This is a genomic window from Nonomuraea sp. NPDC049625, from assembly GCF_040675285.1.
Classification (GTDB): domain Bacteria; phylum Actinomycetota; class Actinomycetes; order Streptosporangiales; family Streptosporangiaceae; genus Nonomuraea; species Nonomuraea angiospora_A.
In genome coordinates this window covers 119,899-132,634 of the sequence record NZ_JBFAOQ010000003.1, presented here as the reverse complement: position 1 = coordinate 132,634, position 12,736 = coordinate 119,899, and the positions used below count along the sequence as shown (strand labels likewise).

The 12,736-nt window shown below is 70.1% G+C and carries 10 protein-coding genes; 6 read left to right on the top strand and 4 right to left on the bottom strand.

The window, feature by feature from the left end; translation table 11 throughout:
• Positions 1–516 precede the first annotated feature (516 nt).
• Both AB0J87_RS14135 and AB0J87_RS14130 read right to left on the bottom strand, forming a co-directional pair.
• Positions 517–1,629, bottom strand: a complete 1,113-nt coding sequence (locus AB0J87_RS14135; protein WP_363965291.1) for a serine hydrolase domain-containing protein — start codon at positions 1,627–1,629, stop codon at positions 517–519.
• Positions 1,630–1,743: 114 nt separating this feature from the next.
• Positions 1,744–2,715 (bottom strand): antibiotic biosynthesis monooxygenase, encoded by a 972-nt coding sequence (locus AB0J87_RS14130; protein WP_363965289.1) that lies wholly within the window; start codon positions 2,713–2,715, stop codon positions 1,744–1,746.
• Between the two features lie 111 nt (positions 2,716–2,826).
• Between AB0J87_RS14130 and AB0J87_RS14125 the strand changes: the two genes are divergently transcribed.
• The 3 genes from AB0J87_RS14125 (at position 2,827) to AB0J87_RS14115 (ending at position 5,620) form a co-directional block, all read left to right on the top strand.
• Complete coding sequence (locus AB0J87_RS14125) at positions 2,827–3,393, top strand: nucleoside deaminase (protein WP_363965288.1); 567 nt, start codon at positions 2,827–2,829, stop codon at positions 3,391–3,393.
• Positions 3,394–3,728: 335 nt separating this feature from the next.
• Positions 3,729–4,349, top strand: coding sequence for an L-threonylcarbamoyladenylate synthase (locus AB0J87_RS14120; RefSeq protein WP_363965286.1), 621 nt, complete (start codon positions 3,729–3,731; stop codon positions 4,347–4,349).
• Between the two features lie 230 nt (positions 4,350–4,579).
• Positions 4,580–5,620, top strand: a complete 1,041-nt coding sequence (locus tag AB0J87_RS14115) for a PP2C family protein-serine/threonine phosphatase (protein ID WP_363965284.1) — start codon at positions 4,580–4,582, stop codon at positions 5,618–5,620.
• Positions 5,621–5,871: 251 nt separating this feature from the next.
• On the opposite strand, the gene polX is transcribed toward AB0J87_RS14115, so the two are convergent.
• Positions 5,872–7,551: a DNA polymerase/3'-5' exonuclease PolX gene (polX, locus tag AB0J87_RS14110; RefSeq protein WP_363965283.1), complete on the bottom strand. Its 1,680-nt coding sequence runs from the start codon at positions 7,549–7,551 to the stop codon at positions 5,872–5,874.
• A 39-nt stretch (positions 7,552–7,590) separates the two neighbouring features.
• The gene (locus AB0J87_RS14105) at positions 7,591–8,559 is read right to left on the bottom strand and encodes an aldo/keto reductase (protein ID WP_363965281.1); all 969 of its coding nucleotides are present in this window, start codon (positions 8,557–8,559) and stop codon (positions 7,591–7,593) included.
• 237 nt (positions 8,560–8,796) lie between these two features.
• Between AB0J87_RS14105 and AB0J87_RS14100 the strand changes: the two genes are divergently transcribed.
• The 3 genes from AB0J87_RS14100 (at position 8,797) to AB0J87_RS14090 (ending at position 12,692) form a co-directional block, all read left to right on the top strand.
• Positions 8,797–9,918, top strand: coding sequence for a histidine kinase (locus tag AB0J87_RS14100; RefSeq protein ID WP_363965279.1), 1,122 nt, complete (start codon positions 8,797–8,799; stop codon positions 9,916–9,918).
• Positions 9,919–10,043: 125 nt separating this feature from the next.
• Positions 10,044–12,557 (top strand): class III lanthionine synthetase LanKC, encoded by a 2,514-nt coding sequence (gene lanKC, locus AB0J87_RS14095; protein WP_363965277.1) that lies wholly within the window; start codon positions 10,044–10,046, stop codon positions 12,555–12,557.
• Positions 12,558–12,560: 3 nt separating this feature from the next.
• On the top strand, positions 12,561–12,692 hold the full coding sequence (locus AB0J87_RS14090) for a SapB/AmfS family lanthipeptide (protein WP_103955008.1): 132 nt from the start codon (positions 12,561–12,563) through the stop codon (positions 12,690–12,692).
• Positions 12,693–12,736: the final 44 nt, after the last annotated feature.

Sequence of the window (12,736 nt, the reverse complement as noted above, 5' to 3'; positions counted from 1 at the left end):
CGCACCCGCCCGTTCGCCCGCGTCCGTTTCGCATGCATCCGCCCGCACCCGCCCGCTCGGATCCGGCCGCCCCGCACCCGCCCGCTCGGATCCGGCCGCCCCGCACCCGCCCGGCTCGCGTCCGGCCGCCCCGCATTCGCCGTCCCGCGTCCGGTCAGCTCGCGTCCGCTCCGCTCGCGTCCGCTCCGCTCGCGTCCGGCCGTCCCGCGTCCGCAGGCTCGCGTTCATCGCTCCGCGTCCGGCCGTCCGGCGCCCGGTCAGCTCGCTGGGGTCGGAGGTGGCGACGTGCGAGAGGCACGGGCGGCGGGCGGGTGTCGCACGGGTGTTGGCTGGCTGCGCTCTACAGGCGGCGAGTCGCGCCTCCTCGTCGGCTGGATCGGGCTCGGCTGGATCGGGCTCGGCCGGATTCGGCTCGGGTGGATGGGGTGCGGTGTCGCCTGGGTCGGCGCCGACTCGGTGGGCTTCGGCTTCGCGGGGGCTCGTGTGCTCACCTGGGTGGCAGGCAGGCGGTCTGTCCTACTTGCCGGGGCAGAGGACGGCCTTCGCCGTCTGGTTGATGGCTCGGCCGATGGCGGCCGGGTCCTGGGTGTTCGTCGTGGTGGACGTCGCGAACTGGATGCGGCCGTCAGGGGAGCTGAAGGTGACGGAGGTGAAGCTGGCGGTGCCGCCCGCGATGACCCGCAGCTCCGGCTCGCCTCCGCACAGGGGCGGCTGGGAAGGGGCGTTCTCCGGCGGATCGGTGAGCAGCTTCTGCAGGGCCGGCGGGAGGAGTTTGCCCTGGCCGAAGGCGCGGTAGAAGGCGCTGATGTCGCGCGAGGTGGAGATCACGCCTCCGGAGCCGTTCCCGTAGCTCGCGTTGAGCCGGTCCATGTCGTGCACCTGGCCTTGGTCGTCGGTGCTGTAGCCGTGCCCGTGCGGGCCCTCGATGCCCTGCGGCGGCTTGACCGCCAGGTACGTACGGCTCATCCCGAGCGGTACGAAGAGCCGGCGGGCGAACTCGGAGGCCAGCGAGTGGCCGGTCACCTTCTCGATGATCATGCCGAGCAGCGTGTAGTTGGAGTTGGAGTAGGAGAACTTCTCGCCAGGCTCCCCGGTGCGCGGCTGGCTGCGTGACTTCTTCACCAGGTCGATCGGCGGGTAATAGGTGGTGAAGTCGTATATGTCGACCAGATCAGGAGCGAACCAGTTCGGGATGCCGGACGTGTGCCGGATGAGCTGCCGTACCGTGATCTCGTCGGCCCGCTCCACGATGTCCCGGCTCGCCACCTCCGGCAGGAGATCGCTCAGCTTGTCCTCCAGTCCCAGCCTGCCCTCCTTGACCAGCTGGAGCGCCACCGTCCCCGTCAGCAGTTTGGTCTGCGACCCGATCCGGTAGCGGGAACCGGCGGGGATGCGCCCGCCCTTGCCGTTGAGCAGCCGCGAACCCGCCGAGCCCTGGCCGACGCGCTTCCCGTCCACGTACACCTCCCCGATCGTCCCCACCACCCCGCTGGTCCGGGCGAGTGCGTCCAGGGCCTGCTGCACATTGGCTACCTCGGGGGTGGCGGCGGTCGCGGGCGTGGCGGCGGCGGCGAGCGTCAGCATCGCGCAGGCCAGACCGGCGAGGCGTGCCGTAATGGCGTGATTCATGGTGATGATCCCTTCGTGATGTGCGGGATCCTTTGTAGGGCGGGGGGTGTTTCCTGACGGTTTCCGCCGGGGGAGGGTGAGGGGTCACGGCCGGTACAGGGTGGTGTGTCGCCGCTAACGGGTGATCACGGCGAAGACGGCGACGGACAGCGCGTAGCACAGCACGATCACGAGCGCTCCGGCGGCGCCGGCGAGGAACGAGCGGGGCACACCGGGGCGCAGCCATGCCGCGAAGGCCCTGTTGACGAGCGGCATCAGGACCCAGGTGAGGATGGCGACGCTCAGCACGTTGCCGATGAACAGGACGAGGTAGGGGGGCAGGCGCGCGCCGGTCAGCACCCGGCTCACCGTCAGGTTCAGCGCCATCACGGTCGGATAGAGGGCCAGCAGCACGCACATGGCCTGCTTCCAGTTGGGCGGAGCGCCCTCCCCGGCAGCTCCGCCGCCGAACCGGAACCAGCCGCCGAACGCCGACTTGACGGTGCGCACGTCGAAGTCGATGACGCAGTCGCGACCTTCGTCCAGGAGCTTTCTGCGGGTGTCGGACGCGAGCCAGCTCTCAAGGTGTTCGCGGGTGTCGAACCGGGTCATGACCACCCAGTGCGGCTGTACGCCCGGCACGGGCGCGAACGCCTCGAATCCGAGGAAGCCGGGAAACCTCTCCTCTGCCTTGTGGACCCTGTCCTGCCAGCGCGTGTAGTCGTCCTCGCGGCCCGGCCGCACGTCGTGGGAGATCACCGCCGTGACCGCTTCGCTGTCGGGAGTCCTTCCCGCGAGGACCTCCATCGCCGGCGGCTCCTCCAGCAGCGGCCGGACCTCGTCGAGCAGCGCCCTGCGCGACTCCGAATTCAGCCACCCGGTCAGCCGGGCGATACTCGAGAAACGAAAAACAGACACCCAGGAGGGTTGCTCGCCGGGAATCGGCGGATAAGCCTCCGCCCCCTCGAAGCCGGCAAATGAGCGCATGCTCTCATTTGTTTTCTGCTGCCAGCGGCGATAATCATCCTCGCGGCCTTCTCGAACCTTTGACGAAATGACCACGGTCACGCCGCGATCAGAGGCCTCACGGTTCGAACCAGGCTTCACCTGGGAAAGTATAGTCCACGGCCGCCCGGAGAAGCATGGCGGCAATGGCTCGGGCACGGCAGTCGATCATGACGAAATTTCAGCCGTAATTTACCTGCCGGAGGTTATGAGATGGGACCGAAGGAATTCATGGCCGAAGCCGTGCGACTCGCCACGGAGTCCGTTGTGAACGGCTGGGGCGGCCCGTTCGGCGCGGTCATCACCAAGGACGGGGAGATTCTCGCCCGCGGGCAGAACCGCGTCCTGCTCACCGGCGACCCGACCGCGCACGGCGAGATCGAGGCCATCCGCAAGGCCATCCAGATCCTGAACCCGGAGGCGCCCTCCGTTGCGGAGGACCGCCTGAACACCTCGACGCTCGAACTCGTGCCGCGCCCGGAAGGATCGCCCGACCTCCTGCCCGAGCGGGCCCGGATGCTCATGGGATACTCCCTCTACTCGAGCGGGGCTCCGTGCCCGATGTGCATGAGCGCCATCTACTGGTCGCGGATCGACGCGGTCCACTTCAGCTCCGACCTCGAGGCGACGAGGAAGATCGGTTTCGACGACGCCTTCCAGTACGAGGACTTCCAGCGGCCCCTCGACCAGCGCAAGATCCGGATCGAGCAGATCTATCCCGAGCTCGGCGCCCAGGCCTACGCCGCCTGGGCGAACAAGCCGAACCACCACCCGTACTGATCCGCAGGACGCCCAGGCGGGCTCGTCCAGATGTGCGAGCGCGGCGGTGGCGCGCTCGCGGAACTCGGCGACGAGGACATCGCGGACCAGGTGACGCTCACCGGGCCCCAGCCGGGCGTCTGGCCAAGCCGGCCGCTGATCGGCCTACCGCTCCCCGGCATGAGATGAGCCTCGAACCCTTCACCCCGACCCCCGGCACGGCCCATGGAGCCGGGGGACCGGCCCTCCTCGCCGACGTCAGCCACCTGAATCAGGAGACGCTGCCGGGCGGCGAGACTGTACCGCCCTGGGGTCGCCTGTCATGCCACGGTTTGCCGGACCCTAGGATCCGAGGCGTGGCCAGATACTTCGATCTTCATCCGGACAACCCCCAGCCTCGCCTGATCAGCCAGATCGTCGAGATCCTGCGGGCGGACGGGCTCATCGCCTACCCCACCGACTCGTGCTATGCCCTCGGATGCCGACCGGGCAACAAGGAGGGCCTCGACCGGATCAGGGAGATCCGCGGCCTTGGCAGCGACCACCACTTCACCCTGGTATGCCGTGACTTCGCCCAATTCGGCCAGTTCGTTCACCTGAGCAATGCCCTGTTCCGCCAGGTCAAGGCGGCGACTCCCGGCGGTTACACGTTCATCCTTCCCGCGACCAAGGAGGTGCCGCGGCGGCTGCTGCATCCCCGGAAGAAGACGGTCGGCGTACGCATCCCAGATCACGTCGTCACCCAGGCGCTGCTGGCCGAGCTCGGCGAGCCGCTGGTGTCCAGCACCCTGCTGCTGCCCGACGAGACCGAACCTTCGACGCAGGGCTGGGAGATCAAGGAGCGGCTCGACCACGTGGTGGACGCGGTCATCGACTCCGGCGAATGCGGCGCCACTCCGACGACCGTCGTCGACTTCTCGCAGGATGAACCCGAGATTCTCCGCCGGGGCACGGGAGACACGTCCCTGTTCGAATAGGCGACGCCTGAGGGGCCGGCTCTCAGGGCGCCCTGGGAGTGTCGCCTCGACAGGCGATTCGACATTCACTAGAAAAGGATCAGATCCGGCACCTGAGGGAATGGCGTGCAGGGACCACCAGAGGACGTCATGCGGCCTTCCCCCACAGGTCGATCGGCTGCGGGATCGGGGCGCGGATGAACCCACTCTTCACGAGGTTGCCCCGGTACGTCTCCTTCATACCGGCCGCCATGATCGTCATCGGCTCCGTCTTCAACCTGCTGTCCCCGCGTTACTACTGGGGCGACTACCTGCTGGGCGCCGCGGTCGTGGTGGCAGGGGCGCTGCTGTCGCGACGGCACACGATCGCGGTCGCGGCGGCCGTTGTCCTGGTCCAGCTGGTGTTGTTGATCAAGGATCGCTACTTCGGTCATGCCGTCGGCACACTCTCCTTGATCAGCGCGGCGTTCACCGCGCTCATAGGCCTCGGGGTGAACCGCGTGGTCGCCGGCCACAGCCGCCGGCTGCAAGTGGTGCGTTCCGTCGCCGAGGCCGTCCAGCGCGCCGTGCTGCCCGCACCACCGGCACGGGTAGGTCCGCTGGCCATCGCCGCGGTCTACAAGGCCGCCCAGATCGAGGCCTTGATCGGCGGAGACGCCTACGCCGTCCAAGACACGCCGTACGGCACCAGATTGCTGATCGCGGATGTGCGAGGCAAGGGCCTGGACGCGGTCGGCACGGTGGCCGTCCTGCTCGGCACGTTCCGAGAGGCGGCAGACCAGGAAGCCGACCTCGGGATGCTGGCCGAGCGCATGGAGCGCGCACTGATCAGGGAAGCCTCCTCGCGCGAGGAGAACGTCCGGATGGAGGGGTTCGTCACCGCTGTGCTCGGCGAGATCACCTCGGACGCGGACCGGGTACGGCTGCTGAACTGCGGCCACCCCTCGCCGTTCCTCCTTCAGGGTGACACGGTGTCCTGCCTGGATCCCGCGGAGCCGAGTCTTCCCCTGGGCATGAGCCGCCTGGGCGTACCGCGGGCACGACCCGATCACTGGCCCTTCCCCACCGGGAGCACGCTCCTGCTCGTCACCGATGGGGTGACGGAGGCCCGAGGCCGTTCCGGGACGTTCTACGACCCGGTGAGCCGGCTCGCCGGCCGGGGCCCGTTCCGGCGGCCGGAGGAGGTGGTCGAGGTGCTGGTACGAGATGTCGAGCGCTGGATCGGCGGTCCGCGCGATGACGACATGGCGATTCTGGCGATCACCCGGCGTGCTGGTGAACCGGCCCCGTGAATCCGCTCCGGCATCAGTACGGTACGAGCCGGCCCGCCGCATCCGGGCCGCGCTTGAGCCCCGGCCGGCCGAGCTGGAGACGTCAGCCCCGACGACGAAGAACCTCCCGAGGCCCGAGCACATCGGTGCCTCCACCGCCCGCGCCGGAAAGCTGCCCGCGCCGGAAAGCCTTCCGCGCCGGAAAGCCTTCCGCGCCGGAAAGCCGCCCCCGCCGGAAAGTCGCCCCCGCTCGGCCGAGGGCGGCGTGGCGGTCAGCGGCCGAGGAATGTCAGGAGCCGGTCCAGGGGCCAGGTGTTGATGACGTCGTCCGTGGTCAGCCAGGCCCGCTGCGCAAGCCCCACCCCGAACCGCTGGTTGGCCAGGTGCGGGATCGCGTGCGAGTCGCTGTCGATCGAGAACTTCACCCCGTGGTGCTTGGCCAGCCGCACCAGGTCCGACGGCAGATCGGACCGGTCGGGGAAGGAGTCGATCTCCATGGCGGTCCCGGTGCGGGCGGCCACCCGGAAGATCGCGTCCCAGTCGGCGTCCACGGGCGGACGCTTGCCGATCTTGCGGGTCGTCGGGTGCCCGATGATGTCCACGTACGGGTTTTCGCAGGCGGCGATGAAACGCCGGGTCATCTCGTCGCGCGACATCCCGAAATGCGAGTGCACCGACGCCACGCACACGTCGAACCCGGCCAGCACCTCCCCGGGCCAGTCGACCGACCCGTCGGGAGCGATGTTGAGCTCCGTGCCGTGCAGGATCCGCATGTCGGGATATTTCCGTTGGAGCTCGGCCACCTGCCCCCGCTGCTCCAGCGCCTTGTCCAGCGTCATCCGCTGCATCGCCAGGTCGGGGGCGTGGTCGGTGACCGCGTAGTAGGCGTAGCCGCGGGCGTGCCCGGCCGCCACCATGTCCTCCAGCGAGGCGATGCCGTCGGTCAGGTTGGTATGGGTGTGCAGGTCGCCCTTCAGGTCGCCCAGCTCCACCAGCTCCGGCAGCTCGCCGCGCAGGGCCGCCTTGACCTCGCCGCCGTCCTCGCGCATGGGCGGCGGCACGTACTGCATGCCGAGCGCGTCGTAGATGTCCTCCTCCGAGGCGGCGGCGATCACCCGCTCGCCCTCGAACAGCCCGTACTCCGACAGCTTCCAGCCCTTCTTCACCGCCATCTCCCGGATGGCGACGTTGTGCTCCTTGGAGCCCGTGAAGTACTGCATCGCCGCGCCCCACGACTCGGCGGGCACCACCCGCAGGTCGACCTGGATGCCGGACGTCGTGCGGATCGAGGTCTTCTTGTCGCCCGCCGCGATGATCTCGGCGACGTAGGGCTGGGCGCGGAAGGCGGTCATGATGGACTCGGGCGCGACCGCCAGGATGTCGATGTCGCCGATGGTGTCCTTCATCCGCCGCAGCGAGCCCGCGTACGCGATGCGCTCGGCCTCCAGCGAGGCCATCACCTGCTCGGCCAGCGACATGGCGACCCCGACGTGGACGCGGCGGCCGGACTGCTCGAGCTGCTCGATGCCCTTGAGCAGGTTTGCCAGCGTCTTGGGGCCGAGGCCCTTGACGCCGTCGAGACGGCCGGAGGTGATCGCCTCGCGCAGGGCCACCGTGGAGTCGATGCCGTAGTCCTCGAACAGCATGATCGCCGTCTTGGGCCCCAGCGTCGGCACCCGCGTCAGCGCGCGCACGCCGTCGGGCACCCGGCCGCGCAGGTCGTCGAGCTGCCGGAAGCTCCCGCGCTGCAGGAACTCCTCCATCTTCTTGGCGATCGCCTCGCCCACCCCGGGGACGCTGCGCACGTCGACCACCGAGATGTCCTCGGGGAACCCCGCGATGGCCTTGGCCGCCTTCTGGTAGCTCCGCACCCGGAAGGCGTCGCCGCCGCAGAGCGCGAACAGCTCCGCGTACTCCTGCAGCGCCGACGCCGCCTCCTCATTTGCCCGCATGGCACAACCCTAAAGGTCGGCCCCGACAATCCAGGACCGTCAGAAGCGCACCTCACGGGGGCGGTACGGCTCACCGAGGTGGGCCAGCTCCGCCTCCGAGAGCGACACCGACGCGGCCGCCACCGCGTCGTCCACGTGCCGGTCCTTCGTGGCCCCCACGATGGGCGCGGTCACGGCAGGCTGGTGGAGCAGCCAGGCCAGCGCCACCTGGGCGGCCGGCAGGCCGCGCTCGCCGGCCACGTGCGCCACCCGGTCGAGGATCGTCTTGTCGTTCTCCGGGTCGTACAGGAAGTCGATGCGCCCGTCCGACCCGGTCCGCGCGGTCGTCGCGGACGAGCCGGCCCTGGCCAGCACGCCGCGCGCCAGCGGGCTCCACGGGATCACGCCCACGCCCTGGTCGGCGCAGAGCGGCAGCATCTCCCGCTCCTCCTCCCGGTAGAGGAGGTTGTAGTGGTTCTGCATCGAGACGAACTTCGTCCAGCCGTTCTTCTCCGCCACGTGCTGCGCCTTGGAGAACTGCCAGGCCCACATGCTCGACGCGCCGATGTAGCGGGCCTTGCCCGCCTTGACCACGTCGTGCAGCGCCTCCATGGTCTCCTCGATGGGCGTCTCGTCGTCCCACCGGTGGATCTGGTACAGGTCCACGTAGTCGGTGCCGAGCCGATCGAGCGAGGCGTCAATGGCCGCGTGGATGTGCTTGCGCGACAGGCCCTGGTCGTTGGCGCCCCTGCCCATGGGGAAGTAGACCTTGGTGGCCAGCACGTAGTCCTCGCGGCGGCGGAAGATCGCGCGCAGCGCCTCGCCGGTCACGGTCTCGCTCGCACCCTGGCTGTAGACGTCCGCCGTGTCGAAAAAGGTCACGCCCGCGTCGGCTGCCCTGCGGATGATCGGCTCGGCCTCGTCGCGCGCCAGAGCCCACTCCTGCCTGGCGGGGTCGCCGTAGCTCATCATGCCCAGGCAGATCCTCGAAACTTTCAAGCCGGTGTTGCCAAGTCGGGTGTAATCCATAGGCCCACCATAGGGGCGGCATTGTGGTGGTCTGCGGGCAGGCTGGACGGTGACGAGGGGCAGGAGCCGGATTGGTCTGGTTAACCGGCGGTCCGACGGGAAGTCATGGGTGGCCAAAAGCGGAAATGACCTTTACAGGGCGGGCCCGATCGGGTCGATTAGGGAGAAGCGAGACAACGGCGGGCGGGCTCTCGCGACACGGCCGCATCCGGCGCCCAACCGCATACCGGGGGTGAGGTGGAAGCCACGCACCGTGCGCTCCTGTCGTGGGCACGTTCCAAACTGAAGAACCCCGGCTGGCTGGGCGGCCTCGGGCTGGCGGCGGGGATGGTCGGCGTGACGGTGCCGGTCCAGCTCGGTCTGGTGCGGTCGGGGATGGGGATCGCGGGCGGGGTGACGCTGTTCGTCCTGCTGACGCTGCACGTCAGGTTCATCATGGAGACCCCGGTACGGCGGGCGGGCTCGTGGTGGATCGTGGCCGTGCAGGCGTGGCTGACGTACCTGCCGCTGACGGTGTTCGGCGCGGCGTGGACCCCGGTGTGCGCCCTGCTGTCGGGCGCGCTGCTGGTGATGGCGGCCCGGATCCGCTCGATCGTGCTGGTGGCGCTGGCCCTGGCCTGCGGCCCGGTGATCCTGGCCGCGCCGGAGCGGGCGATGATCGATCCCGCCTGGGCGCTCGCCGGCCCGGTGCTCGGCCTGGTCGAGTACGCGCTGGTGACGCTGGGCAGGCGGGTCACGCGGCTGACGAAGGCGCGTACCGAGGTCATGCGCAAGGCCGTCGCCCTGGAGCGCCGCCGCTTCACCCGTGACCTGCACGACCTGGTCGGCCACCGGCTCACCGTCCTGGTGCTGAAGGCGCAGCTCCTGGAGCGGCTCGTGGCCGAGGGCGACCGGCGGGCACGGGACGAGTCGTCCGAGACGCTGGAGCTGCTGCGCAGCCTGTCCGCCGACGTCCGGGCCGTCGCCCACGGCCTGCGCAGCTCCTCCCTGGCGGCGGAGCTCGGCTCGGCGCGCTCGCTCCTGGAGTCGGTACGGGTCCGCTGCCAGATCAAGATGTCCTGCCCCGACCTCCCGGGCGATGTGGAGGAGGCGCTCACACACGCGCTGCGTGAAGGTGTGACGAACGTCCTCAGACATGCCGAGGCCCGGCAGTGCTCGATCCAGCTCCTCGAACGCGACCAGCTCGTCCGCCTGACGATCAGGAACGACGGCGTGCGTCCGCCGCGCCGGCCGGAAGACGCGGGACAGGGCCTGCTCAACCTGGCCGAACGCGTCTCCGGCCTCGGCGGCTGGCTCGAGGCCACCTCCTCCCGGACCGGGCAGTTCACCTTCAGCGCGTACGTTCCACGAAAGAAATAGCCAATTGTGAAAAACGCACAAATGCAATTTCAATAACCATATTTTGCTGTTGTTACGTGTAACTAGACCGAATCGCCTCCCCAACGGCAATCTCTAAGGGACAACGCCTTGGAGGTCGGCGCCAGATGGACAAGTACGAGCTGTACTGCCTGGTGGATCCGCGTTTCTACGACTCGCTCGAACACGGCACGGCAGAAGACGCCGACTTTCCCATCCTGCGTGAACCCCTGCCCGACGGTTGGTCCACCGCCCTGACCGACACGTGGTGCTATTACGCCCCCGACAACGAGCCGCCCCTGCCCGCCCAAGGCTGGAAGATCCACGTGTCCGCCCGCGTGGAGGACGCCGAGCAGGCCATCGCCGCCGTGTGGGACTACTGCCTGCAGCGCCGGATCGCGTTCAAGTTCCTGCGCGGCACCCCCGTCCTCGTCATGGTCAACTCCAAGGCCGCCTCCCGGGCGTCCAGCGGCAAGCTGATCACCGTCTACCCGAGGGACGAGGGCCAGCTGGAGCTCGTCCTGAAGGAGCTCGACGAGCTGCTGCGCGGCGTCGAGGGCCCGTACATCCTCAGCGACCTGCGCTACGGCGCCGGCCCGCTGTTCGTCAGGTACGGCGGGTTCGCCGAGCGGCACTGCCTGTCCGGCTCCGGCGAGCGCGTGCTGGCCGTCGAGGACGGCGACGGGCGGCTGGTGCCCGACGTGCGCGGCGCGACGTTCTCGGTGCCGCCGTGGACGACGCTGCCCGGGTTCCTGGAGCCGCATCTGGCCGCGCGCAACGCCGTGACGACGACCGGGCTGCCGTACCGGGTCGAGAGCGTGCTGCACTTCTCCAACGGCGGCGGCGTCTACCTCGCGCGGGACACGCGTACGGAGGAGCGGGTCGTGCTCAAGGAGGCCAGGCCGCACGCCGGGCTCGACGCGGCCGGACGCGACGCCCTCACCCGGCTCCGCCACGAACGCGACATCCTCCGGCGCCTGGACGGCCTGCCCGCCGTGCCCGCGCTGCTCGGCTACTTCGCCCTGGGCGAGCACGAGTTCCTCGTGCAGGAGTTCGTGGACGGGACGCCGCTGCAGCGGCGGCTCGTGCAGCGCTACCCGCTGACCCGCGCCGACCGCACCGAGCCGGACCTGGCCGACTACACGGCATGGGCGGTCGAGACGCTGGAGAGCGTGGAGCGGGCCGTCGAGTCGCTGCACGGGCGCGGGATCGTCTTCGGCGACCTGCACCCGGACAACATCCTGCTGACCGCCGAGGGCCGGGTGGCGCTGATCGACTACGAGGTCGCCACCCTCGTCGCGGACGGGGCCCGCGCCGCGCTGGCCCACCCCGCCTTCATCGCGCCCCCCGACCGCCAGGGCGTGGACGTGGACCGCTACGCGCTGGCCTGCCTGCGGCTCGGCCTGTTCGCGCCGCAGTGCACGATCATGCTGCCGCTGCACCGGGCGAAGGCGGCCCAGCTGGGAGAGATCGTCAAGGAGACGTTCCCCGTGCCGGAGGCGACGGTGGACGCCGCCGTCGCGGCCATCGGCGGAGACGGCGAGCCCGTGATCATGCCGGACACCTGGCCCGAGCTGCGGGACGCGATGTGCCGGGCCATCGTGGCCGGCGCCACGCCCGCGCGCGACGACCGGCTCTTCCCCGGCGACGTGGCCCAGTTCCGGCCGGGCGGCGGGCTCAACCTGGCCTACGGCGCGGCCGGCGTGCTCTTCGCGCTCCACCGGGCTGGCCTCGGGCCGTTCCCCGAGTACGAGCGCTGGTTACGCGACCGGGCGCTGCGCCCCGTCCAGGGCTCCGGGCTCGGCCTGTACGACGGGCTGCACGGCATCGCGTACGTCCTGGGCCTGCTCGGACACCACGAGCACGCGCACGAGCTGGTCGACGTCTGCCTGCGCGAGAAATGGGAGCGGATGGAGTCGGCGCTGTTCTCCGGCCTGTCCGGCATCGGGCTGAACCTCCTCGACTTCGGCCGCGCCGACCTCGCCCTGCGCGCCGTGGACATCTGCGCCGAGCGGCTCGCCGAACCCGTCCCCGAGCTCAGCGGCGGCCCCCATCCGAGGGCCGGGCTCATGTACGGCTCGTCGGGGCCCGCGCTGCTGTTCCTGCACGCGTACGAGCACACCGGCGACCGGGCCCTGCTCGACCTGGCGGCGACCGCGCTCCGGCAGGACCTGCGGCGCTGCCGGCACGCCGCGGACGGCTCGCTCCAGGTGAACCAGGGCTGGCGGGTGCTGCCGTACCTGGACGAGGGGTCGGCCGGCATCGCCCTCGTGCTGGAGCGCTACCTCGAGCACCACCACGACGAGGAGCTCGCGACGGCGCTGGCCGAGCTGCGGCTGGCCGGGCACGCCGGCTTCTTCGTCCAGTCGGGGCTGTTCACCGGCCGGGCGGGCATGCTCGCGGCCCGCGCGGGCGACCCGCGGGAGCACATCAAGGGCTTGAGATGGCACGCGCTGCCGTACGGCGGGGGACTGGCGTTCCCCGGCGACCAGCTGCTGCGCCTCTCCATGGATTTCGCGACCGGAACGGCGGGCGTGCTCTTCGCCCTCGGCACGGCCCTGGGCGACCAGCCTGGCCACCTGCCGTTCCTGGCGGCCGCTCCCGGGCGGCGCGCCCCCTACGAGTCACGGAAGGAGGTGTAACGGATGGTTCTTCTCGACCTGCAGGGTCTCGAGGCGCCCGCGGCCAGCGACGTCGCCAGTGGTGGCAGCACGCTGACGGTTCTCTCGTGTCACTCTGGCAAGCCCAGCAACCTCAGTGTCGCGCTTTGCCACTGATCCGCTATATCGGTCCCCGCGCCGTGTCACACGGCGCGGGGACG